Source organism: Bradyrhizobium sp. 23 (assembly GCF_023073295.1).
In the GTDB taxonomy this organism is placed as follows: Bacteria; Pseudomonadota; Alphaproteobacteria; order Rhizobiales; family Xanthobacteraceae; genus Bradyrhizobium; species Bradyrhizobium canariense_D.
Map to the genome: position 1 here is coordinate 180,863 of NZ_JADPJF010000098.1, position 21,767 is coordinate 202,629.

At 63.0% G+C, this 21,767-nt stretch carries 23 protein-coding genes and 1 other RNA gene; 16 read left to right on the forward strand and 8 right to left on the reverse strand.

Translation table 11 applies throughout. The features are described 5' to 3' along the window. Window positions 1-175 precede the first annotated feature (175 nt). The 3 genes from IVB32_RS24680 to IVB32_RS24690 all read left to right on the forward strand — a co-directional run bounded on the left by IVB32_RS24680 (window position 176) and on the right by IVB32_RS24690 (window position 2,350). Window positions 176-1,294 carry a DUF2336 domain-containing protein gene (locus tag IVB32_RS24680; RefSeq protein WP_018454318.1) on the forward strand — a complete coding sequence of 373 codons (1,119 nt, stop codon included), beginning with the start codon at window positions 176-178 and terminating at the stop codon, window positions 1,292-1,294. A gap of 58 nt (window positions 1,295-1,352) precedes the next feature. Next, window positions 1,353-1,595: a hypothetical protein gene (locus IVB32_RS24685; RefSeq protein WP_018454319.1), complete on the forward strand. Its 243-nt coding sequence runs from the start codon at window positions 1,353-1,355 to the stop codon at window positions 1,593-1,595. Between the two features lie 269 nt (window positions 1,596-1,864). Beyond that, window positions 1,865-2,350 carry a DUF417 family protein gene (locus tag IVB32_RS24690; protein ID WP_085360657.1) on the forward strand — a complete coding sequence of 162 codons (486 nt, stop codon included), beginning with the start codon at window positions 1,865-1,867 and terminating at the stop codon, window positions 2,348-2,350. A 15-nt stretch (window positions 2,351-2,365) separates the two neighbouring features. On the opposite strand, the gene IVB32_RS24695 is transcribed toward IVB32_RS24690, so the two are convergent. Continuing rightward, window positions 2,366-2,863: a GNAT family N-acetyltransferase gene (locus IVB32_RS24695; protein WP_018454321.1), complete on the reverse strand. Its 498-nt coding sequence runs from the start codon at window positions 2,861-2,863 to the stop codon at window positions 2,366-2,368. A gap of 143 nt (window positions 2,864-3,006) precedes the next feature. Between IVB32_RS24695 and IVB32_RS24700 the strand changes: the two genes are divergently transcribed. Further along, the gene (locus IVB32_RS24700) at window positions 3,007-4,182 is read left to right on the forward strand and encodes a GAF domain-containing sensor histidine kinase (RefSeq protein WP_247370234.1); all 1,176 of its coding nucleotides are present in this window, start codon (window positions 3,007-3,009) and stop codon (window positions 4,180-4,182) included. 319 nt (window positions 4,183-4,501) lie between these two features. Continuing rightward, window positions 4,502-6,163, forward strand: a complete 1,662-nt coding sequence (locus tag IVB32_RS24705) for a hypothetical protein (protein ID WP_018454323.1) — start codon at window positions 4,502-4,504, stop codon at window positions 6,161-6,163. A 169-nt stretch (window positions 6,164-6,332) separates the two neighbouring features. Here IVB32_RS24705 and IVB32_RS24710 read toward each other — a convergent pair whose 3' ends face one another. From IVB32_RS24710 to ssrA, 7 genes are all read right to left on the reverse strand, one after another. Beyond that, window positions 6,333-8,204 (reverse strand): ferrous iron transporter B, encoded by a 1,872-nt coding sequence (locus tag IVB32_RS24710; RefSeq protein ID WP_247411712.1) that lies wholly within the window; start codon window positions 8,202-8,204, stop codon window positions 6,333-6,335. Between the two features lie 20 nt (window positions 8,205-8,224). Beyond that, window positions 8,225-8,500, reverse strand: a complete 276-nt coding sequence (locus tag IVB32_RS24715; protein ID WP_018454325.1) for a FeoA family protein — start codon at window positions 8,498-8,500, stop codon at window positions 8,225-8,227. A gap of 140 nt (window positions 8,501-8,640) precedes the next feature. Next, complete coding sequence (locus IVB32_RS24720) at window positions 8,641-8,895, reverse strand: ribbon-helix-helix domain-containing protein (RefSeq protein WP_018454326.1); 255 nt, start codon at window positions 8,893-8,895, stop codon at window positions 8,641-8,643. Continuing rightward, entirely contained in the window at window positions 8,892-9,080 is a 189-nt protein-coding gene (locus tag IVB32_RS24725; protein WP_018454327.1) for a DUF4169 family protein, read from the reverse strand. Before IVB32_RS24725 ends, IVB32_RS24720 begins: the two co-directional genes overlap by 4 nt. A 276-nt stretch (window positions 9,081-9,356) precedes the next feature. After that, window positions 9,357-10,802, reverse strand: coding sequence for a class II fumarate hydratase (fumC, locus tag IVB32_RS24730; protein ID WP_244561280.1), 1,446 nt, complete (start codon window positions 10,800-10,802; stop codon window positions 9,357-9,359). Between the two features lie 99 nt (window positions 10,803-10,901). After that, complete coding sequence (locus IVB32_RS24735; RefSeq protein ID WP_018454329.1) at window positions 10,902-11,417, reverse strand: ClpXP protease specificity-enhancing factor SspB; 516 nt, start codon at window positions 11,415-11,417, stop codon at window positions 10,902-10,904. 114 nt (window positions 11,418-11,531) lie between these two features. Continuing rightward, window positions 11,532-11,898, reverse strand: a transfer-messenger RNA (tmRNA) gene (gene ssrA / locus IVB32_RS24740). An 84-nt stretch (window positions 11,899-11,982) separates the two neighbouring features. Here ssrA and IVB32_RS24745 point away from each other — a divergent pair. The 11 genes from IVB32_RS24745 (at window position 11,983) to IVB32_RS24795 (ending at window position 21,681) form a co-directional block, all read left to right on the forward strand. Continuing rightward, window positions 11,983-12,600: a chromate transporter gene (locus IVB32_RS24745; protein WP_018454330.1), complete on the forward strand. Its 618-nt coding sequence runs from the start codon at window positions 11,983-11,985 to the stop codon at window positions 12,598-12,600. Then, window positions 12,597-13,127, forward strand: coding sequence for a chromate transporter (locus tag IVB32_RS24750; protein ID WP_018454331.1), 531 nt, complete (start codon window positions 12,597-12,599; stop codon window positions 13,125-13,127). Before IVB32_RS24745 ends, IVB32_RS24750 begins: the two co-directional genes overlap by 4 nt. Window positions 13,128-13,222: 95 nt before the next feature. Beyond that, complete coding sequence (locus tag IVB32_RS24755) at window positions 13,223-13,984, forward strand: tripartite tricarboxylate transporter TctB family protein (protein WP_018454332.1); 762 nt, start codon at window positions 13,223-13,225, stop codon at window positions 13,982-13,984. 7 nt (window positions 13,985-13,991) lie between these two features. After that, window positions 13,992-15,557, forward strand: a complete 1,566-nt coding sequence (locus IVB32_RS24760; RefSeq protein WP_018454333.1) for a tripartite tricarboxylate transporter permease — start codon at window positions 13,992-13,994, stop codon at window positions 15,555-15,557. Window positions 15,558-15,778: 221 nt separating this feature from the next. Next, on the forward strand, window positions 15,779-16,573 hold the full coding sequence (locus IVB32_RS24765; RefSeq protein WP_007613362.1) for a thymidylate synthase: 795 nt from the start codon (window positions 15,779-15,781) through the stop codon (window positions 16,571-16,573). A 5-nt stretch (window positions 16,574-16,578) separates the two neighbouring features. Then, a complete protein-coding gene (locus tag IVB32_RS24770; RefSeq protein WP_018454334.1) occupies window positions 16,579-17,064 on the forward strand; it encodes a GNAT family N-acetyltransferase in 486 nt (161 codons plus the stop codon). Next, a complete protein-coding gene (locus tag IVB32_RS24775) occupies window positions 17,064-17,573 on the forward strand; it encodes a dihydrofolate reductase (RefSeq protein ID WP_018454335.1) in 510 nt (169 codons plus the stop codon). Before IVB32_RS24770 ends, IVB32_RS24775 begins: the two co-directional genes overlap by 1 nt. Before the next feature lie 153 nt (window positions 17,574-17,726). Continuing rightward, window positions 17,727-18,863: an FtsH protease activity modulator HflK gene (gene hflK, locus IVB32_RS24780; protein ID WP_007600977.1), complete on the forward strand. Its 1,137-nt coding sequence runs from the start codon at window positions 17,727-17,729 to the stop codon at window positions 18,861-18,863. Then, entirely contained in the window at window positions 18,860-19,756 is an 897-nt protein-coding gene (locus IVB32_RS24785) for a protease modulator HflC (protein ID WP_018454336.1), read from the forward strand. The genes hflK and IVB32_RS24785 overlap by 4 nt, the downstream gene beginning before the upstream one ends. A gap of 71 nt (window positions 19,757-19,827) precedes the next feature. Continuing rightward, on the forward strand, window positions 19,828-20,034 hold the full coding sequence (locus tag IVB32_RS24790) for a DUF2065 domain-containing protein (protein ID WP_018454337.1): 207 nt from the start codon (window positions 19,828-19,830) through the stop codon (window positions 20,032-20,034). 144 nt (window positions 20,035-20,178) lie between these two features. Next, window positions 20,179-21,681 (forward strand): Do family serine endopeptidase, encoded by a 1,503-nt coding sequence (locus tag IVB32_RS24795; RefSeq protein WP_247370238.1) that lies wholly within the window; start codon window positions 20,179-20,181, stop codon window positions 21,679-21,681. Window positions 21,682-21,767 lie beyond the last annotated feature (86 nt).

Consider the following 21,767-nt stretch of genomic DNA (forward strand, 5'->3'; position numbering starts at 1 on the left):
TCCTCGTGACGTACCGGTAAACTCATTCTCTCGCTTTTTATCGAATTTTCCGCGGCAAAACTGATCTGCCGACTTTACCGGATTCTCGCGTTTGTTCCCTAGCTTCTGTTCCCAGAGGAACTCGGCGTCCTGCCGGCACAAGCAGGATGGCCAGCCAAGAACTGGGGTCATCGGGATGAACGGCGCGACAACACTTCTGCAGGATCTGGACGACGCAATCGCACGCGGCACCGACGAAAGCCGGACCAAGGCGTTGTGGCATGCGACCGACATTCTGATCACCGGTCGCTACAGCGACGACGAGATCAGCACGTTCGGCGAAGTCATCGGCCGGCTCGCCGACGAGATCGAGGTCGCCGCACGGGTGCAGCTCTCCGAGGTGATGGCAGCCTGCGATCACGCTCCGCTCAATGTCATTGCGCAACTCGCGATCGCCGACGAAATCGAGGTCGCCGGTCCCGTGCTGCGCGATTCCAATCGTATCGACGAGAAGCTGCTGGTCGAGAGCGCCATGACCAAGAGCCAGTCGCATCTGCTCGCGATCGCCCAGCGCAAGTCGATCGGCGAGGCCGTCACCGACGTGCTGGTCAAGCGCGGCGACCAGGAGGTCGTGACGTCGGTCGCCAAAAACGAGGGCGCGCGCTTTTCAGGTTCGGGTCTGCTCCACATGGTCCGCCGCGCCGAGGGTGACTCGATTCTCGCCGAGCAGCTTGGCCTGCGCAAGGACGTGCCGCGTCACATCTTCCAGCAACTGATCTCGAAGGCGTCGGAGGACGTCCGTCGCCGGCTCGAGCACGAGCGCCCGGAAATGATGGCGCAGATCCAGAGCTCGGTAAGCGACGTCACCGGCGATCTGCAGTCCAAGTTCGGCCCGTCCTCGCGCAGCTATTTCGTTGCCAAGCGCGTGGTGACGACGCAGTACCGGCAGGGCAACCTCAACCAGGACTCGATCTCGAACTATGCTCGCCAGCACCGGTCCGACGAGGTGCAGATCGGCCTGTCGCTGTTGTCGTCGCTGCCGGTCGACGTGATCGAGCGTGCGATGATGGACCGCAATCGCGAGATGATCCTGGTGCTGTGCAAGGCGCTCGACTTCTCCTGGGACACCACCATGTCGCTGCTGTTCCTCGGCGCCAAGGATCATCTGATCACGGCGCGCGAGCTCCACGACAACGAGCGCGATTTCGGCAAGCTCAAGATCGAGACCTCGCGCAGCGTCTTGAAGTTCTACCAATCGCGCAAGACCGGCACCGATCCCGTCACGGGTCGTCAGCCCGAGCTGCAGGTGCACTGAGCGGTACACCGAACAGGTACACCGAGCATCATCCGGGAATTGGCAGGGAGTATTTTCAATGTTGCCTCAATTCGGCACCGCAGTTCGCAAGAAGAACCTCAACAACGCCGCAGCCGGCGAGATCGGCGGCGGAGCAGCGGACCAGGCCTCGGTCGATGCGGCATGGCTCGTGCTGGAAGCCGCCAACGACCTCGGCGACCATGCCGCGATCGAGGCTTGCCGCCGCGTCATCGACGCCGAGCTGAACGGCACGGCGGCCGGCAGCGCGGATGTCGATCTCGTGCTCGGGTATTTCAGGTAGACTCCGCGGGCGTCCGCTCCATCCGCGCGATAGCGGCTGTTTCCACACCGTCATTGCGAGCGCAGGGCACCGCCGTCGCTCCTTCAACGGCACATTAACGCGCCGACAGCCCCAGACCGGGCGGCCATCCCGCGAACACGCGCATCGCACGCAGCTGTGATCTCCGGAACCGGCCGACGCGGGTAACGACCGAAGCTCCCCTTCGTACAGCCTTCAGCGAGCGTAGTCTCGCAGAGCTGATGGATGTGAAACCGGGGAGACATGGTCGGATGAAAGAGTTCAACGTCGCTGAGGTCGGGGGCGGTTCCTATCGTCCTCTTGCCATTCTGCGCTGGGTCATGGTGATCATCTTCGTATCGTTTGGCATGCAGAAATTCACGCCGCAATCTGCGCAGGGCATCGCGCAGTTCATCAGCAACAGCCCGTTCATCTCCTGGCTGTCGGTGTTCGGCCTGAGGGGAGAGGCCTATGTCCTCGGTGTCGCTGAATTCGTGATTGCGGCGCTGCTCGCGGCAGGCAGCTTCAGCCCGGTTTCGTCCGCCCTCGGTTCATTCATGGGCATGGTGACCTTTGCGATCACCTGGTCGTTCTTCTTCACGACGCCCGGTGTGGTCAAATGGAGCCTTTCATCCGATCCGATGGCGTGGAATCTGACCGGCGAATTTCTGTTCAAGGACATCGTCCTGCTGTGCGTTTGCGCGGTGTTGTTTCTGGCCTCCCTGCCGCAATCGGTTGTCCGGCTGCGCACCGGGTGATCGTCAGGCCGTCTCTCACCGCCGGATCCGGTAGAGGACGCCGTTCTCGCCGTGACGGAACGTGGTTCGCTCGAGGAGATAGTTGGACTTCTCCAGAACTCGGCGCGATGCGCCATTGCCGACATAGACCAGGCCAATGAGGGACGGCAGCTCATGGTGTAACAGTCCAATATCGGTGAGTGCGGTCGCGGTCTCGCTTGCAAGGCCACGGCCCCAGAATTCGCGCTTGAACGCGTAGGCAATCTCGATCTCGTCGACATCGTCCACGAGGATATGCCTGATGCCCGCTCGCCCGGCGAATGCCCCGTCTTTCGTTCGCAGCACCCACAGACCGAAGCCATGCTGATCCCAATGCGCCATATTGGCGTCGAGATAGGTCTTCGTCTTCTCCGCCGAACGGACGCCGCCGAGATAGCGCGAAACCTCGGCATCGAGATGCAACGCGACGAGGTCGGCGAGATGATTTTCACGAAGCCTTTCGGCGCTGAGCCTCGCCGTTCTGAAATGTTCCATTGGGAACAGATAGCCGCTTCCGAGGTGGGGCGTCGAGTAACATTGACGCGGAATGACTTGGCTGGCAGTGCTTTTCACCGTTGCAAGGACGCGCTTTCAGTTGGGCGGCCGGCCCGGGGCGAATGTTCCCAAGCGGAGTGGCAATGGATTTCGAGCGCGACATAGCCAAGATCAGCGGGATCGCTGCGGTCTCGACCATCCTCGACGTGGTCAGCCGGACCACCGGCATGGGGTTTACGGCCGTTGCCCGCGTCACCGAGGACAGGTGGATCACATGTGCCTCGCGTGACGAACTTGCGTTCGGGCTGAAACCCGGTGACGAGCTCAAGGTCGAGACCACGATCTGCCATGAGATCCGGCAGAGCCGCGAGGCGGTCGTCATCGAGAGTGTCAGCAAAGACGCCGGCTACTGCAAGCATCACACGCCTGCACAATATGGCTTCCAAAGCTACATCTCCGTGCCGATCATTCTGCCCGACGGTTCATTCTTCGGAACTCTTTGTGCGATCGATCCGAAGCCGCGCAAGCTTCGGACTCCCGAAGTCATCGGCATGTTCAAGCTTTTTGCCGAGCTGATCGCGTCTCATCTCGACGCGGCCGAGCGCGTCGAACTGATCGAGAACAGGCTCGCGCTGGAACAACGCAATGCGGAACTGCGCGAGCAGTTCATCGCCGTGCTCGGTCACGACCTCCGAAACCCTCTTGCCTCGATCCAGGGCGGCCTGCGGCTTCTGAACAAGAAGGTCGATGACGAGGGGAAGAACTGGATCAACCTCCTGCAGGGAAGCGTGGGCCGGATGGCGGGCCTGATCGACAATGTCATGGACTTCGCCCGCGCGCGGCTCGGCGCCGGGATGCAGCTCAAGTTGAAAGAACAGCCACTCGAGCCTGTCATCAGGCAAATCGTCGCGGAGTTCGAGAACGTGCACCCGGATCGCGTCATCGAAACGGTCGTCAACGTTCCGGGACCTGTGAGAATCGACGCCGACCGCATAGGTCAGATGCTGTCCAATCTTCTCGGCAACGCGATTTCCTATGGCGCCGCCGACAAGCCGATCAGGGTGCTGGCGCAGACGACCGGCGCTGGCTTTGATCTCAGCGTTGCCAACAAAGGCGCGCCAATTCCGGCTGATGCGATCCCGCGCCTTTTCACTGCGTTCGATCGCGGCGACGTTCTGCCGAACCAGAAAGGGCTTGGGCTCGGACTGTACATTGCCCAAGAGATCGCGCGCGCCCATGGCGGGTTGATCGTCGCGTCGTCGATGCGAGATGAAACGGTGTTCACCGCGACGTTTCCGGCGAGCCCGGCCCGCGGCTGAGAAGGCGTGCTACGCCGGCCTAGCTTGCCGTCACGAAGCGTCGCGCCAATTCTCCGACAATACCATCATGCGCCTGTTTTGCGCGACGGTGCAACCGGCGAACAGCTGATAGCGCTGATTGTGCGAGGCTCTTTCCGGATGCGGTCCGGCGATTTTCTTGCGGGCAAGGCATTGTGCCTCTTCAGAGAGAGAGCTGCACGAAAACGTCCAGAGGATGTGAATTGGTTCACACACACGTGGTCGCTCCGGATTTACGGTACGCCTAATTCCGCGTAGAGCGGCCCGTTCGAACTATCTCGCTCAAGAGGGAGTTCAGGCTATGGCTAGCATCGTGTTGGGAATTGTCATTTCCATTTTACTATCGACACAAGCCTCCGCAGATCAGGTCCGTGACGCCGCGTCCGACCTGGTTCCTTCGCTGGTGCGCTGGTCCATCACGTTGTTGGGCCTGGTGGTGGCAGGCCGGTTGGCCTGGCAGGCTTTTGGCCGCGCGGTCAACATTGCCGAAGTCCCGACTTTCCCGCGATACATGACGACCCGGCAGCAGTATCGATTGGGCGGGTTCATCTTTGTCGTATTCTCATGCGGCTTCTTCCTTCTTCTCATCCATGAGAACCGCGACGTCATTGCCCTGGCGCCGCTGGTTCCTGCATTTCCAGTAGCCTTCATAGAGGCTGCGAAAAGTCAGTCTGCTCCGTACCTGACCGTCGTCGCCGCAATGGGGATCGTGTATCTGTTCCTCCTGACGAAGGAGGCTCAATGGAACGTCCTGCTGATGGTGCGCGATGTGATCCAGAGCTGGATCAGCGTGCCTCAGCTCGCGAAGCAGATCATGGCGCAAATCCGCTTTTCGCTGCGTGTGCCGCAGGAGGTGCTCTCGAAAGTCATCGCGAATTCTCCAGATGTCGTCGATCAGGACTTCCGCAAGGATCCGAACACCCCGGATCGGATGTGGGCGGAAATCTGTTACATGAAATGGTGGCTGACGCAGGGACGCGACACCGGAGATGACGCCACCTTCTTCACCGAGGACAGCTTTGGTTTCGACAAGCTGATGGCAGACTTCCAGCAGGGGGCGCCGACGATGAGCCAGTGGAAGGCTGGGACGTTGACGGGCCTTGCTGCGCCCCAGGCCACGCAACTGATCAAGGACCTCTACAACCGATTTGCCCGGCTTGTCGCGTGTTACCTGATCTATCGCAACGGCTCCCGCATCGACCTGCGCAATGAGGCCAGCAAATTCGGCATCGAAATCGATGCGCCCATTCACGACAATCCGCTACGGTACTGGATCGTCTATATCATTGCCTTGATCTGCTCCGTTTATCTGGGCGTGACCATTTCGGCCGTGATTTATGACGTGCTGCAAGGCAGAGGCGTCGTCTGGGCGCAGGACCCCAATCGCTCGATTGCATGGGTCATGTATTCGCTTTGCAATTATGGATTGGCAATCGTCGTCGTTCTCTTGCTTCGATTTGCGATGTCATCTCTGGGAAGCGATTCAGATCAGTCCCACCTCACCACTTATTGCTGGAGCTTCCTGGTCGCGCTCGCCGTAGGGCCCGCTGGTCTGACGTTGGCCGTGCATAACTTTGGCGAGGGCAATTTGCGGGAAATGTCCCTTGCCAGCCTTTACTTTGCGATGTTGCGGTGGGGCCTCGGGCCGGCGCTCGTGACAGTCTATATTTCGTACTATCTCGACAGGCAGAGCTGCTCCGATCTGCCGGACATCGACAATTCGATGCGAACGGTCGCGTGGCGGCTGTTCAATTGCTTCGGCTTTGCGGCAACCAATGTGTTCTTGCTTCTGCCCCAACTGCTGTCGCTGATGGCACAGGAGGGGGCAATCTGGGAAACCAATAAGCTGCGCTTCATTGCGGCTGGGACGACGTTCTGCCTGGCATTCGGCCTCGCATTGGCCGCGCAGTTCGCGCTCAAGAAGGAGCGGATTGGAACGGTGCTGGCGCATAAACCGGCTTGACGCCAGATATGGTCGGTCGTGGCGATGATGGCATCATGCTCCTGTTTTGCCCGACGGAGCAACTGGCGCAGCCCTGCGGCCGGACGATTTTCGCACAAGTGTAAGTCATTGATTTCACAACACCCGTCTACTGTGCATGGGGTTGTTTTCGCAGTTTTTTGTTTGGGGCCTACCCCGCCCCGAACGCGACCGCGACATTGTAGGTCAGAAGGCTCGCGGCATAGGCCAGCACCAGCATGTAGAAGAAGGTGACGGCCATCCAGGTCCAGCTTCCGGTCTCGCGCCGGATCACGGCCAGCGTCGATGCGCATTGCGGGGCAAAGATGTACCAGGCAAGCATCGACAGCGCGGTCGCGAGCGACCATTTCGTCGCCAGCACCTGGCCGATCTGCTCGGCCGCTTCCTTGCCGCCTTCGATCGCATAGACGGTGCCGAGCGCCGCGACCGCGACCTCGCGCGCCGCCATGCCGGGGATCAGCGCGACCGCGATCTGCCAATTGAAGCCGACCGGCGCCAGCAGCGGCTCGAGTGCCTTGCCGATGATCGCAGCGAGGCTGAAATCGATCGCCGGTTCGGTGGCGCCTGCGGGCGGCTGCGGGAACGAGGCCAGGAACCAGATCAGCACCATCATCGAGAAGATCGTGGTGCCGGCGCGGTGCAGGAACATCTTGGCCCGCGTGTAGACGCCGATCGCGATCGATTTCAGCCGCGGCATCTTGTAGTCCGGCAGCTCCAGCATGAACGGCGCCGGCGCATAGTCGCGCAGCATGAAGAATTTGATGAGAAACGAGACCAGCAGCGCGCTGATGATGCCGGCAGCGTAGAGGCCGAACATCACGAGGCCCTGGAGGTTGATGAAGCCCCAGACGTCTTTGGCCGGAATGAAGGCGGAGATGATCAGCGTGTAGACGGGAATGCGCGCCGAGCAGGTCATCAGCGGCGCGATCAGGATCGTGGTCAGCCGGTCGCGCTTGTTGTCGATCACGCGCGTCGCCATGATGCCGGGGATGGCGCAGGCGAAGCTCGACAGCAGCGGAATGAAGGCGCGGCCGTGCAGGCCGGCGCCGCCCATGATGCGGTCCATCAGGAACGCGGCGCGCGCCATGTAGCCGAAATCTTCCAGCAGCAGGATAAACAGGAAGATGATGATAATCTGCGGAAGGAACACGATGACGCTGCCGACGCCTGAGATCACGCCGTTCTGAAGGAAGCTCTGCAGCAGGCCGGCGGGTAAGGTCGCGTGCACGAACTCGCCGAGGGAGTCGAAGCCGGAATTGAGCAACTCCATCAGCGGCTGCGCCCAGGCGAACACCGCCTGGAACATCACGAACAGGATCGCCGCGAGCACGATCAGCCCCCCGACGGGATGCAGCACGACCGCGTCGATCCGCGCCGTCCAGGTGTCGGGCCGGCGGGGCAGGCTGACGCAGTCGGCGATGATGCGGTCGGCTTCGCGCTGGGTGGCGCGCAAGTCGGCCACGCTGAGCGCCCGCCAATTGTTCTCTCCCGGCTCGGCGGCGAGCTTTGCCGAAATCTCGTCGGTCAGCGACAGCAGGTCGGCCGTGCCGCCCTTGCGCACCGCGATCGAGGTGACCACGGGCACGCCGAGCTCCTTGGCGAGCCGCTCGACGTCGACAGTGATGCCGCGGCGGGTCGCGATGTCGAACATGTTGAGCACGAGGATCATCGGCCGGCCGGTGCGCTTGAGCTCCAGCAGCAGGCGGATGGTCAGGCGCAGATTGGTCGAGTCCGCCACGCACAGCACGAGGTCGGGCACGATCTCGCCGGTGGCCTTGCCGAGCACGAAGTCCCGGGTGATCTCCTCGTCCGGGCTCCGTCCGCGCAGCGAATAGGTGCCCGGCAGGTCGACCACGGAGACCTGGCGTCCCAAGGGCGTGACGAAGAAGCCTTCCTTGCGCTCGACGGTGACGCCGGGATAGTTCGCGACCTTCTGCCGGCTGCCGGTCAGCGCATTGAACAGCGAGGTCTTGCCGCTGTTTGGCGTGCCGACCAGGGCGAGATGCAGCAGGGGTGCTTCCATGGAATTGGGGTCCGGTCGCTTCAGGCGACGATAATGGCCATGGCTTCGCGACGGCGGACCGCGATGGTGATGCTGTCGACCCGCACGGCGATCGGGTCGCGGCCGACCAACCCCTCGTGCAGGATCTCGACCCGCGCGCCCTCGACGAAGCCGAGCTCGATCAGCCGACTCTCGAGTTCGATGTCCGAGAGTGCCGAGCCTGCGTCCTTGGGGGAAAGGTGCTGGATGACGCCGGTATAGCCGCGCTGGGCCAGGCCCAGCGGCATCTGCGGACGCGTATCATGGATGTCGGTCATGCCCTGTATTTTCAACGCAGGGCATCGAGGTCAAGCGCGCTCGGTCGCTGAAACTGCACCTTAGAGTGATTTTAAAGTACCAGCTTCGTGACAGAAGCGATCGGCGCCAGGATCGGCATCAAGGATCGGCGCAAAGACGGCTACTGGGCCGGGACCTTTTCCGCCTGGATGGCGGCCATGGCGCGGCTCTTGAAGTAGTCGAGCACGAACAGGCGGATCGCCGAGGACAGATTGCCCTGCTGGCGGTTGCTGTCGATCTCGCCGACCAGCTCGGACAGCGTCATGTTGCGCAGGCCCGAGATCTCCTTCATGCCGTTCCAGAACGCCTCTTCCAGGCTGACACTGGTCTTGTGGCCGGCGACGACGATCGACCGTTTCACGACGGGCGACTTCATGGCTGCTCCTCGCAATCGATCCGGTGCTGGTCCAGGTGCGTCTTCGCCTGATCCGCGCGCGTCTCCTCCGCCGACCGCTCCGCCTTCGTGCGGCCGAACTTCGTTCGGTTGGCGTCCGCCTGCTTCGCCGTGGCTTCCCGCTCGGCGCGCTTCCGGAAACGATTCAGGTTGATGACGTTCGCCATGTCGCGTCTCCATCATCCGATCCTCCGTGGGCAGGATGAAACATTCAGAAACTGTGCGCCGAATTGCGCCCGATGAGACTTGATCGCCATTCGCTTGTCCTCGTCAATCGACCCTTGGGCCATCAAACGATGAATTCCGCCCCGTGGGGGCGGAGGGGCTACGTAACACGCAATCCCGCCGCGACATTGACGGTAATCAAATCCCGTCCTTTAAGCCCTACATTTAATGGAGCTAGGGGCTCCGTATCATTACGGATGGCTATCGGAATTCGGAATTTATCCCGGGCTGGTCATCTTCTCGGGGCGCACCAGGCGGTCGAATTCCTCGCTTGAGACGAAGCCAAGCCGCAGCGCCTCTTCCTTCAGGGTGGTGCCGTTGGCATGCGCCGTCTTGGCCACCTTGGCCGCGTTGTCGTAGCCGATCTTGGGGGCGAGCGCCGTCACCAGCATCAGCGAGCGCTGCATCAGTTCCTTGATGCGCTTCTCGTCGGCGCGGATGCCGCTGACGCAATGCTCGGTGAAGGAGCGCGCGGCGTCCGCCATCAGCCGGATCGAGTGCAGCATGTTGTAGGCCAGTACGGGCTTATAGACGTTGAGCTCGAAATGGCCCTGGCTGCCGGCGACCGTGATCGCGGTGTGATTGCCGAACACCTGGCAGCACACCATCGTCATCGCCTCGCACTGCGTCGGATTGACCTTGCCCGGCATGATCGAGGAGCCCGGCTCGTTCTCCGGCAGCATGAGTTCGCCGAGGCCCGAACGCGGACCCGATCCGAGCAGGCGGATGTCGTTGGCGATCTTGAACAGGCCTGTCGCGACCGAATTGATGGCGCCGTGCGCCGATACATAGGCGTCGTTCGAAGCCAGCGCCTCAAATTTGTTGGCCGCGCTGGTGAACGGCAGCTTGGTAATCCCGGCAACGTGCTTTGCGAACAGTTTTGCAAAGCGCGGCTTCGAATTGAGGCCGGTGCCGACGGCGGTGCCGCCCTGCGCCAGCGGATAGAGCTCCTTCACCGCGACCTTGAGCCGGGCGATGCCGCTTTCGACCTGTGCGGCATAGCCGGAAAATTCCTGGCCGAGCGTCAACGGCGTCGCGTCCTGGGTGTGGGTGCGGCCGATCTTGACGATCTTTGCGAACTCCTTCTCCTTCTTGCGCAGTGCACGCAGCAATTCGCCAAGGGCAGGGACCAGATCGGCGGTAATGCGGCTTGCCGCCGCGATATGCATCGCGGTCGGGAACGAGTCGTTCGACGACTGGCTCATGTTGACGTGATCGTTGGGATGCACCGGCTTCTTGGCGCCAAGCTCGCCGCCCAGGATCTCATTGGCGCGGTTGGCGATGACCTCGTTGAGATTCATGTTGCTCTGGGTGCCCGAGCCGGTCTGCCACACCACCAGCGGAAAATGATCGTCCAGCTTGCCCTCGATCACCTCGCGCGCAGCGCGGATGATGGCGTTGGCGCGGCGCTGGTCGAGCAAACCGAGCTCCTGGTTGGACTGCGCTGCGGCGAGCTTGACGATGCCGAGCGCATGCACGAGCGAGATCGGCATGCGATCGATGCCGATGCGAAAATTCTGGCGCGAGCGTTCGGTCTGCGCGCCCCAATAACGATCGGCGAGGACCTCGATCGGGCCGAAGCTGTCGGTCTCGGTGCGGGTCGCCGGGCGCGAGGAGCCGTCGGTCTTCGAGGGGGAAGTCTTCGAGAGGGAAGTTTTGGCCATGAGCACATCCATTCCGCCGCGCGAAATGCCGCGCGGCCTCATCATGTGCCTCTATATAGGGAGTTTGGCCGCCTGCGACGGGCGCCGACCCGATCTAGATCATTTCTTGCGGAAACGATCCAATCGCACGACTTCGGCGCCGCCCTGGTTCGGAGCCGCCGGCTCCTCAGTGCCTTCCGCAGGGTCAGTGGCAGGGGCCACCGCGACCGCGGACGGGGCGGGAGCGGCCGGCAAGGTCTCGGCCGAGACGTCGGCGACATCGGAGGTGTCGAACTGGAGGCCGAATTTCACGGACGGATCAAGGAAGCTCTTGATGGCGCTGAACGGCACGATCAGCCGCTCCGGAATGCCGCCGAAAGACAGGCCGACCTCGAAGCGGTCCTCGAGCACGGTCAAATCCCAGAACTGGTGCTGCAGGATGATCGTCATCTCTTCTGGATATTGGGCCAGCAGCCGCGACGACAGCTTCACGCCCTCCGCCTTCGACACGAAGGTGATGAAGAAATGATGCTCGCCGGGTAGTCCCTGGGACGCGGCGTCGGTCAGCACCTTGCGCAACACGCCGCGCAGCGCGTCGCGGGCCAGCACATCGTATCGGATATGATCGGTCGCCATGGTGGTCCTGTTGCATTCCAGGAGCTGGGCCCTGCCGGCCCGACTCGCCAAGTCGCAATAGTACCGCGCCTGACGGGTCAGCAGGAGTCCCCGCGGGGTAGGAAATAAGAGGTAAGTGGAGGCTTCTGTTGCCAGGTGCCTCCGAACCCCGCCTAACGGAGCTTAACCCGTTAGGACTTCAGAATGGTCTTTCAAACTGCGTTACGCAGCCTGAGCAACCGGAGCAAAGTTGTCGTTGGCAACTATTGCATAGCCCGATAACGGCGGAACAATACCGGGAAAAAGAACGCCCTTTACGCCCTCGTCGATCCTATTTCGCCCCCGCCAAAGCCCGCTTTCAGGGCCAGCCCGCTGGTGGGCTTTGGTGGAGGCGCCGGGTACCGCCCCCGGGTCCGAATGGTTTATTGCGACGACCGTTTATTTCCATAGCCGGCGAACCGGCACTCCCAATATAGGGGGCAAACGTTTCAAATAACAGGTGTTTCGAGGGATCATTCCGAGGTTCCCTCTGGATAGGTTCCCGGCAGGCTTGGCCGCCTGCCGGCCGGCGTTCTAAGCTCCTGACATGTCCGAGGATTCCGCACCGGTCGCGCAACAACCAGTTCAAGAGCCGGACGGTCCAGCCACCAGCGCCGTTCCGCCGGGCTTGCTCGCGCTGTTCCTCGCCTTCGCCAGGATGTCGCTGGCGGGCTTCGGAGGGGTTTTGGTATTCGCCCGGCAGGCCATCGTCGAGCAGCACCGCTGGATGACGGCGGACGAGTTCAACGAGACTTTTGCGCTCTGCCATTTCCTGCCCGGGCCCAACATCGTCAATCTCTCGATGGTGTTCGGCGCGCGGCTGCGCGGGATCGCCGGCGGCATTGCCGCCTTTGCAGGGCTGTTGCTGCCGCCCACGCTGATCATGACGGTGCTCGCGATCATCTACGCCCGGTTCGGCGATGTGGACGTGCTGCGCCGCATCCTCGCGGGCATTTCCTGTGCGGCCGTCGGCCTCTTGATCGCGGTGGTCTTCCGGATGATGACGCCGCTGCTCAAGCGGCTGGACGCCTTGGCGCTCATCCTGATGCTGGGCGTGTTCCTCGCCATCGGCGTCCTTCGCCTGCCGCTCCAGGCCGTGCTTTTGGTCGCGATCCCCGTCAGCGTCGGCGCCACTTTCCTGATGCGGCGGAAGGTAGCAGCATGAACGCGGAGAACCCGATCTGGGGGCTGATCTCGACCTTCGGTCTGATGTCGCTGTTCGCGGTCGGCGGTGCCGCGGCGGCGGTGCCCGAGATGCACCGCATCGCGGTCGATGTGCATCACTGGATGACCGACAAGCAGTTCGCCGATGCCTATGCGATCGCGCAGCTCTCACCAGGTCCGAATGTGCTTATCGTCACGTTGATCGGCTATGCTGTCGCCGGCATCCCCGGCGCCCTGGCGGCGACTTTGGCCATGTGCCTGCCCACCGCGTTGCTTGCCTATTATGTCAGCCGGCTCCTCAACCGGCCGAACCAATCGCGCTGGCCCGGGCTGATCCAGGCTGCACTGGTTCCGCTCTCGATCGGCCTGATGGCGGCGAGCGCCCTGATCCTCGCCGAGTCGACCGATCGTACGCTTGCTGCGCTGCTTCTGACCGCGACGGTTGCAGTGGTCGCATCCGTCTCGCGCATCAATCCACTATGGATTTTGCTCGTCGGGGGCTTGTTGGGTTTTGCTGGCATTGTGTAATGAAAATGGCTAGGCAGGGATCCGGGCGGGGGCATCGATTTCCAGCCGATTAGAACAACAGTGCTCGTGGCTTACGGGTCGCGGAGGAGACATGCATGGCCGATACGATGGGCCACTCGGCGACAGCCAACCGAAACACCTCGGTGGTGATCAGCTTTTGTCTGCTGGCCATAGCGCCGCAGATTTTCGAATTCATCTGGTCGTTCGGGACGATCTTTGGCTGGGGCGCTGGACGCGGGCCGGCCGCCGTCGTCATCAGCCACGCGACTGCGCTGCTCGCGGGGGCGCCCGGCGCGTTGCTCGGGGCGGTCGGCGGTGACACCAAGAAGGCGTCATCCGATGTGCTGCTGGCGCTGATCTATTCCTATCCGATCTTTGCGGTGGCGATTCTCACGTTCTTCATGACGATCAGGTCCGCGCAGGACTATGTCGGCGGAATCGTGCTGATGGCGCTCGCCTTGTTCGCACTGTGGGCCTCTAGCGATTTGCAGGGGATGCGGGGCTTCTCCTTTGGCGCCGGCACGGCGCCGCGGATGTTTGGCGGGCTCCTCGTCGCACTTGGCGCCGGCATCGCGTTGACGGGGCTGCTGACCGACGGGCCCAGCATGGCGCACTATGCCTGGCGTGGGCCGCTCTTCGTGATGTTCTCGATCGTCTTCTTCGCGCTGGCGATTCGTCCGCTTGGGGTGGTGGTAACGGCGTTCGCAAGCTTCATGATCGCGGCGATGGGTACGCATGAGACACGCTGGGTCGAAGCGCTCATTGTCGGCGCCTGCCTGACGCTCGGCTGCGCGCTGCTCTTCCCCTACGTGCTAGGCCTGCCGATGCCGATGTTCCCGCGCTTCCTGGTTCAGTGAGGGTGTGATGTTCGATCTCTTCCACAATCTGGGCCTTGGTTTCGGTGTGGTGTTTCAGATCTCCTGGTGGTCACCCTGGTGGCTCTACGGTCTGTCGCTCCCGATCTCGATCAATATTCTCATGTGCCTGATTGGCGCATTGGTTGGCACACTGGTCGGCGTGCTGCCCGGTATCGGCACCGTCGCAACCGTGGCGATGCTCCTGCCGATCACGTTCGGATTGCCGCCGGTCGGCGCGCTGATCATGCTCGCCGGCATCTATTATGGTGCCCAGTACGGCGGCTCCACCACCTCGATCCTGGTCAATATTCCCGGTGAGGCGACGTCGGTCGTTACCGCCATCGACGGTCACCAGATGGCGAAGCAAGGCCGTGCCGGCCCGGCGCTGGCGATCGCGGCGATCGGCTCGTTCTTCGCCGGATGCGTTGCGACCGTGCTCATCGCCGTGCTCGGTGCGCCGCTGACCAAGCTCGCTCTGGCGTTCGGCCCGGCGGAATATTTCTCGCTGATGGTGCTCGGCCTGATCTTTGCGGTGGTGCTGGCCAAGGGCTCGGTCCTGAAAGCGATCGCGATGATCGTGTTCGGCCTGATGCTGTCGATGGTCGGCTCCGACATCGAGACCGGCGCCTCGCGCATGGCGTTCAACATTCCGGAGCTTGCCGACGGTCTCGGCTTTGCGACGGTGGCGATGGGCGTGTTCGGCTTCGCCGAGATCATCCGCAACCTCGACGCCGGCGCCGAGATGAACCGCGACCTCGTGCAGCAGAAGATCACCGGCCTGATGCCGACCAGGAAAGACCTGATCGACTCGGCGCCTGCGATCCTGCGCGGCACCGTGCTCGGATCGATCCTCGGTATCCTGCCGGGCGGCGGCGCGGTCATCGCGTCCTTTGCGTCCTACACGCTCGAGAAGAAGATCGCCAAGAACCCGTCGCGGTTCGGCCGCGGTGCGATCGAAGGCGTGGCGGCGCCGGAAAGCGCCAACAATGCCGCGGCGCAGACCTCCTTCATCCCGCTGCTGACACTCGGCATCCCGCCCAATGCCGTGATGGCGCTGATGGTGGGCGCGATGACCATCCACGGCATCGTGCCCGGTCCGCAGGTGATGCAGAAGCAGCCGGAGCTGGTTTGGGGCATGATCGCCTCGATGTGGATTGGCAATCTGATGCTGATCATCATCAACCTGCCGCTGGTCGGAATCTGGGTGCGGCTGTTGCGCGTCCCTTACCGGCTGATGTTCCCCTCGATCGTGATCTTCTGCGCGATCGGCATCTACTCGGTGAACAACGCGCCGGTCGACGTCATCCTGGCAGGCGTGTTCGGTCTGGTCGGCTACTGGCTGATCAAGCACGATTTCGAGCCGGCGCCGCTGCTGCTCGGCATGGTGCTCGGACCGCTGATGGAAGAGAACCTGCGCCGCGCGCTGCTGATCTCGCGCGGCGACTGGAGCGTGTTCCTGACGCGTCCGCTGTCGGCCGTGCTGCTCGGCATCGCCGCTTTCCTCCTGGTGCTCACGGTGCTGCCGGCGTTGCGTGCCAAGCGCGACGAGGTGTTCACCGAATCCGAAAACTAGGGGCGCCGCCAGCGTCGGCGCGCCGTGACCCGAACCCAAGCCGGCAAGTTGGCCAGCAGGATCAATCTGATAGACAAGGGGCGGGACGCTGAGTTCCGCCCCTTGTCGTTTGCACCGGGAGCGCTCACTTTTCCGGGTATAATGCGCATGGATGGCGAATCGCCGCTGTCGCAGCGCGGGGGCGGCCGCTAAGTTCGCCGCCTCCCCAAAGGCTCACGCACATGCACCAGTATCAGGACCTGCTCGAGCGGATTCTTTCAGACGGCGCCGAAAAGACCGACCGGACCGGCACCGGCACGCTGTCGGTGTTCGGCCATCAGATGCGCTTCAACCTGTCCGCCGGTTTTCCGATGCTGACGACAAAGCGCCTGCCGCTGAAGGCGATCGTGCACGAACTGTTGTGGTTCCTGAAAGGCGATACCAACATCAAATATCTGCGCGACAACGGCGTCACCATCTGGGACGAGTGGGCCGACGCCAACGGCGATCTTGGCCCCGTCTACGGCCACCAGTGGCGCTCCTGGCCCGCGCCGGACGGACGCAGCATCGATCAGATCGCGAATGTGATCGACATGATCAAGCGCAACCCGGACTCGCGCCGCCTGATCGTCTCGGCCTGGAATCCGGCCGAGGTCGACAAGATGGCGTTGCCGCCGTGCCACTGCCTGTTCCAGTTCTATGTCGCCAACGGCAAGCTGTCGTGCCAGCTCTATCAGCGTTCGGCCGACGTGTTCCTCGGCGTCCCCTTCAACATCGCCTCCTACGCACTGCTCACCATGATGGTGGCGCAGGTCACGGGCTTGAAGCCCGGCGACTTCGTGCATTCGTTCGGTGACACCCATCTCTATTCCAACCATCTGGAGCAGGCGAAGCTCCAGCTCACGCGCGCACCGCGCGCGCTGCCGGTGATGCGGATCAACCCCGACGTGAAGGACATCTTCTCCTTCCGTTACGAGGACTTCGAGCTCGTCGGCTACGATCCGCATCCGCACATCAAGGCCGCGGTCGCGGTCTGAAGTCGATGCAGCTCAACATCCGCCGTGTGCGTCCCGGTGAGGCCGGGCTGGTTCTCGCTTTCATCCGCGAGCTCGCCGAGTACGAAAAACTTTCGCACGAGGTCGAGGCGACCGAGGCTGACATCGCCGACGCACTGTTCGGCGAACGACCGCAACTCCATTGCGCTCTCGCCGAGTGGAACGGCGAGCCGGTCGGCTTCGCGGTGTGGTTTGCGAATTTTTCGACGTTCAGCGGCCGCCACGGCATCTATCTCGAAGATTTGTATGTGCGGCCATCGCATCGGGGCAGGGGCCTCGGCAAGGCTCTGCTCGTGCACCTCGCCAGGGAATGCGTCGAGAACGGCTGGTCCCGGCTGCAATGGGCGGTGCTTGACTGGAACGCGCCGTCGATCGCGTTCTACAAATCGCTCGGTGCCATCATGCTGGAGGACTGGACGCTGTGCCGCGTCACCGGTCCGGCGCTGACGCGGCTTGCCGGGAGCGCGACCTGATGGAGATCGTCTTCGTCGTCGCGATCGCGGAGAACGGCGTCATCGGGGCCGGCAACGCAATGCCGTGGCGAATGAAATCCGACATGGCGCGCTTCAAGGCGCTCACGATCGGCAAGCCCGTGATCATGGGCCGCAGGACCTTCGAATCCCTGCCCCGGCCGCTTCCCGGCCGCACCAACATCGTCGTCACGCGCGATGCGGATTATCGCGCCGCCGGCGCCATCGTGACGACATCGACTGCCGCCGCAGACGCCATCGCGCGCGGCGATGCCCTGCGGCGTTCGGTCGCCGAGATCGCCGTGATTGGCGGCGCCGAAATCTTTCGGCAATGGCTCGATCGCGCCGATCGCCTCGAGATCACCGAAGTGCATGCCCGGCCCGAAGGCGACACGCATTTCGACATCGACAGGGCAGAGTGGGATGAGGTTGAACGCATCCGTCATCCTGCCGGACCCCACGACAGCGCCGACTACTCCTATGTGACATATCGTCGGCGGGCAGGCCATTAACCGCATTTGCCAATGTTAACATTGACTTTTCTGCCCCCAAGCTTAGCTCGGAGGGCGGCGAGGGCTGCGTTGTAAGGGACCTGCCTGTCCCCTATAAAGCCGGACCGGACAAAGCGGGCGGGGGCAATTTCACCCTGCCGAGGAGAGCGTCGAATGCCGTGGAAGAATCAGGGCGGTGGCCCATGGGGCTCGGGTCCGAAGGGACCATGGGGCAACGGCCCGCAACCGGTCGGGCCAAGGCCGCCGGATCTGGAAGATCTTCTGCGGCGCGGCCAGGATCGCCTCCAGCAGATCATGCCGGGTGGCTATTTCTCCGGCATCGGCATCACGCTGATCGTGCTGCTCATCGTCGCGTTCTGGCTGCTGTCGGGCTTCTTCCGGGTGCAGTCCGAAGAGCTCGGCGTCGTGCTGCGCTTCGGCAAGCATGTCCGCACCGTGGAGCCCGGCCTGAACTACCATCTGCCCTATCCAATCGAGACCGTGCTGCTGCCAAAGGCCTTGCGCGTTTCCACCATCTCCATCGGCATGACGCTGATCGACGACCCGGCGCGGCGCGGCCGCTCCATTCGTGACGTGCCGGAAGAGAGCCTGATGCTGACCGGCGACGAGAACATCGTCGACGTCGACTTCACCGTGCTCTGGCGCATCAAGCCCAACGGCGTCGGCGATTTCCTCTTCAACATCCAGAATCCCGAAGGCACCGTGAAGGCGGTCGCCGAGAGCGCGATGCGCGAGGTGATCGGCCGCTCGCAGATCCAGCCGATCCTGACCGGCGCGCGCAACGTTACCGAACAAGGCGTGCAGGAACTAATCCAGAAGACCCTGGACAGCTACGGCGCCGGCATTCAGATCAGCCAGGTGCAGATGCAGAAGGTCGACCCGCCGGCGCAGGTGATCGACGCCTTCCGCGACGTCCAGGCGGCGCGCGCCAATCTCGAGCAGCTGCAGAACGAGGCGCAGACGTATGCCAACCAGGTCGTGCCGCAGGCACGCGGGCGTGCGGCGCAGATCATGCAGGCCGCCGAAGGCTACAGGGAGCAGACCGTCGCCGAGGCCAAGGGCCAGAGCTCGCGCTTCCTGAAGGTTTACGAGGAATACAAGAAGGCGCCCGACGTGACGCGTGAACGGATTTATCTGGAGACGATGGAGCGCGTGCTCGGCGGTTCGGAAAAGCTCATTTATGACGGCGGCCAGTCGGGCCAGGGCGTCGTGCCTTATCTGCCGCTCAGCGAGTTGACGGCCAAGCGGCCGCCTGCAACCGGCCAGCAGACGACCGGAGGCAACCGATGAGATCTCCGGTCACAGGTATCGTCACGCTGCTCGGCCTCCTGCTCGTCGTGATCGTGGGCTACATGTCCCTGTTCACGGTGGCGCAGACCGAGCAGACCATCGTGCTGCAGTTCGGCAAGCCCGTCGATGTCGTTACCGCTCCCGGCCTGCACTTCAAGGCGCCGTGGAATTCGGTGATCAACATCGACAAGCGCATCCTCGATCTGGAGAACCCGTCGCAGGAAGCGATCGCGTCCGACCAGAAGCGGCTCGTGGTCGACGCCTTCGCGCGTTACCGCATCAAGGACGCGCTCCGCTTCTATCAGAGCATCGGCTCGATCCAGGCCGCCAACATCCAGCTCACCACGCTCTTGAACGCTGCGCTGCGCCGCGTGCTCGGCGAGGTCACCTTCATCAACGTGGTCCGCGACGACCGCGAGAAGCTGATGCAGCGCATCCGCGATCAGCTCGACCACGAGGCCGACGGCTACGGCATCCAGGTCGTCGACGTCCGGATCCGCCGCGCCGATCTGCCGGAGCAGAACAGCCAGGCGGTCTATCAGCGCATGAAGACGGAACGCGAGCGCGAAGCCGCCGAGTTCCGCGCGCAGGGCGGCCAGAAGGCCCAGGAGATCCGCTCCAAGGCCGACCGCGAGGCGACCGTGATCGAGGCGGATGCAAGGTCGCTGGCCGAGCAGACGCGCGGCGTCGGCGATGCCGAGCGCAACCGTCTGTTCGCCGAAGCCTACGGCCAGGACGCGGATTTCTTCGCCTTCTACCGTTCGATGGCGGCCTATGAGACCGGGCTGCGCGCGAACGACACCCGCTTCCTGCTGCGCCCGGACTCGGATTTCTTCCGGTTCTTTGGTAACCCGTCCGGCAAGACGGCGACCACGACGCCAGCGAAGCCGTAAGTGAGACAAGGGCGGCAAGTCTGGCCGCCCTTCGTCCAGACAAGAACAGCACAACGGGAGGTTCCAATCCGATGAGGTCCATTGCGTTCGCCGACTTCCTCATCGGTTTGGGCATCCTGTTCGTGCTGGAAGGCTTGATGTTCGCGGCAAGTCCGGCCTGGATGCGCAAGGCCATGAAAAGCGCGATGGCCACGCCGGATAACGTCCTGCGGGCGGTCGGCATTGGTTCGGCCGTGGCCGGCCTGGTCCTGATCTGGGTTATGCGACGTCCAATTTAGCCGTCGCACCAACGCCAAAGTGAAGGCGAGGGACCGGTTTTCGCCTTATTATCCGGGTCTTGAGGCCCGTTAAGGTCCGCGCTTGCGCCGTCCCCCCGTTCGAGCGCAGTCTTGACGTCGAATCCTTGTTTCCTGGAGATCACAATGACCGCTGCCACCATTGCCCCGACCCGTTTGCGCTTAGGGCTGGCCGCGCTCGCCGTTGGCGCTTTCAGCGCACTCGGCACACCGGCCTATGCGCGCGGACCGGATGGCATCGCCGACGTCGCCGAGAAGGTGATTGACGCGGTCGTCAACATCTCGACCTCGCAGACCGTCGAAGCCAAGGGCGGGGGCGGCGGCAGCAATGCCATGCCGCAACTGCCGCCCGGTTCGCCCTTCGAGGAGTTCTTCGACGACTTCTTCAAGAACCGCAAGGGTCCCGGCGGCGGCAGCAAGGGCGGCGAGAACAGCCCGGCGCCGCGCAAGACCAACTCGCTCGGAAGTGGCTTCATCATCGACACGTCAGGCGTCGTCGTCACCAACAACCATGTCATCGCGGACGCCGATGAGATTAACGTCATTCTCAACGACGGGACCAAGATCAAGGCCGAACTGGTCGGAGTCGACAAGAAGACCGACCTTGCCGTGCTCAAGTTCAAGCCGTCGAAGCCGCTGGTGTCGGTGAAGTTCGGTGATTCCGACAAGCTGCGCCTCGGCGACTGGGTCGTCGCGATCGGCAATCCTTTCAGCCTCGGCGGCACCGTGACGGCCGGTATCGTTTCGGCGAAGAACCGTGACATCTCCTCAGGTCCCTACGACAGCTACATTCAGACCGACGCCTCCATCAACCGCGGAAATTCCGGCGGTCCGCTGTTCAACCTCGATGGCGACGTCATCGGCGTCAACACGCTGATCATCTCGCCGTCCGGCGGCTCGATCGGCATCGGCTTCGCCGTACCGTCGAAGACGGTGGCGGGTGTCGTCGACCAGCTCCGCCAGTTCGGCGAATTGCGCCGCGGCTGGCTTGGCGTGCGCATCCAGAGCGTCACCGACGAGATCGCCGAGAGCCTCAACATCAAGCCGCCGCGCGGCGCGCTGGTTGCCGGTGTCGACGACAAGGGCCCGGCCAAACCGGCCGGCATCGAGCCCGGCGACGTCGTCGTCAAGTTCGACGGCAAGGACGTCAAGGACCCGAAGGATCTGTCTCGCGTGGTCGCCGACACGGCGGTCGGCAAGGAGGTCGACGTCGTCATCATCCGCAAGAGCCAGGAGGAAACCAAGAAGGTCACGCTCGGCCGGTTGCAGGATGCCGACAAGGTGCAGGCCGCGGTGAAGACCGACGAGCCTCCGCCTGAAAAGACCGTGACACAGAAGGCGCTCGGCCTCGATCTCGCCGCGCTGAGCAAGGACCTGCGTGCGCGCTACAAGATCAAGGACAGCGTCAAGGGCGTGGTCGTCACCAATGTCGACGCCAATTCGGATGCCGCCGAGAGGCGCCTCTCGGCCGGCGACGTCATTGTCGAGGTGGCGCAGGAGGCCGTCTCCAGCGGCGCCGACATCCAGAAACGGGTCGACCAGCTCAAGAAGGACGGCAAGAAATCGGTGCTGCTGCTGGTGTCGAACGCCGACGGCGAGCTGCGTTTTGTCGCGCTGAGCGTGCAGTAAGAGCGCTCGCTTTCACCTCTCGTCATGGCCGGGCTTGACCCGGCCGTCCACGCCTTGCCATGCGGACGAGCGTAACGTGGATGCCC

Bases quoted from the DNA above. Each gene is read 5' to 3' on its own strand.
- IVB32_RS24735 (WP_018454329.1), bottom strand. From the start codon at position 11,417: ATGGCGACCGATCATATCCGATACGATGTGCTGGCCCGCGACGCGCTG.
- fumC (WP_244561280.1), bottom strand. From the start codon at position 10,802: ATGGCCAAAACTTCCCTCTCGAAGACTTCCCCCTCGAAGACCGACGGC.
- IVB32_RS24705 (WP_018454323.1), top strand. From the start codon at position 4,502: ATGGCTAGCATCGTGTTGGGAATTGTCATTTCCATTTTACTATCGACA.
- IVB32_RS24700 (WP_247370234.1), top strand. From the start codon at position 3,007: ATGGATTTCGAGCGCGACATAGCCAAGATCAGCGGGATCGCTGCGGTC.
- IVB32_RS24795 (WP_247370238.1), top strand. From the start codon at position 20,179: ATGACCGCTGCCACCATTGCCCCGACCCGTTTGCGCTTAGGGCTGGCC.
- IVB32_RS24725 (WP_018454327.1), bottom strand. From the start codon at position 9,080: ATGGCGAACGTCATCAACCTGAATCGTTTCCGGAAGCGCGCCGAGCGG.
- IVB32_RS24720 (WP_018454326.1), bottom strand. From the start codon at position 8,895: ATGAAGTCGCCCGTCGTGAAACGGTCGATCGTCGTCGCCGGCCACAAG.
- IVB32_RS24790 (WP_018454337.1), top strand. From the start codon at position 19,828: ATGAGGTCCATTGCGTTCGCCGACTTCCTCATCGGTTTGGGCATCCTG.
- IVB32_RS24715 (WP_018454325.1), bottom strand. From the start codon at position 8,500: ATGACCGACATCCATGATACGCGTCCGCAGATGCCGCTGGGCCTGGCC.
- IVB32_RS24770 (WP_018454334.1), top strand. From the start codon at position 16,579: ATGCAGCTCAACATCCGCCGTGTGCGTCCCGGTGAGGCCGGGCTGGTT.
- IVB32_RS24695 (WP_018454321.1), bottom strand. From the start codon at position 2,863: ATGGAACATTTCAGAACGGCGAGGCTCAGCGCCGAAAGGCTTCGTGAA.
- IVB32_RS24745 (WP_018454330.1), top strand. From the start codon at position 11,983: ATGTCCGAGGATTCCGCACCGGTCGCGCAACAACCAGTTCAAGAGCCG.
- IVB32_RS24760 (WP_018454333.1), top strand. From the start codon at position 13,992: ATGTTCGATCTCTTCCACAATCTGGGCCTTGGTTTCGGTGTGGTGTTT.
- hflK (WP_007600977.1), top strand. From the start codon at position 17,727: ATGCCGTGGAAGAATCAGGGCGGTGGCCCATGGGGCTCGGGTCCGAAG.
- IVB32_RS24765 (WP_007613362.1), top strand. From the start codon at position 15,779: ATGCACCAGTATCAGGACCTGCTCGAGCGGATTCTTTCAGACGGCGCC.
- IVB32_RS24685 (WP_018454319.1), top strand. From the start codon at position 1,353: ATGTTGCCTCAATTCGGCACCGCAGTTCGCAAGAAGAACCTCAACAAC.
- IVB32_RS24775 (WP_018454335.1), top strand. From the start codon at position 17,064: ATGGAGATCGTCTTCGTCGTCGCGATCGCGGAGAACGGCGTCATCGGG.
- IVB32_RS24680 (WP_018454318.1), top strand. From the start codon at position 176: ATGAACGGCGCGACAACACTTCTGCAGGATCTGGACGACGCAATCGCA.
- IVB32_RS24785 (WP_018454336.1), top strand. From the start codon at position 18,860: ATGAGATCTCCGGTCACAGGTATCGTCACGCTGCTCGGCCTCCTGCTC.
- IVB32_RS24690 (WP_085360657.1), top strand. From the start codon at position 1,865: ATGAAAGAGTTCAACGTCGCTGAGGTCGGGGGCGGTTCCTATCGTCCT.
- IVB32_RS24750 (WP_018454331.1), top strand. From the start codon at position 12,597: ATGAACGCGGAGAACCCGATCTGGGGGCTGATCTCGACCTTCGGTCTG.
- IVB32_RS24710 (WP_247411712.1), bottom strand. From the start codon at position 8,204: ATGGAAGCACCCCTGCTGCATCTCGCCCTGGTCGGCACGCCAAACAGC.
- IVB32_RS24755 (WP_018454332.1), top strand. From the start codon at position 13,223: ATGGCCGATACGATGGGCCACTCGGCGACAGCCAACCGAAACACCTCG.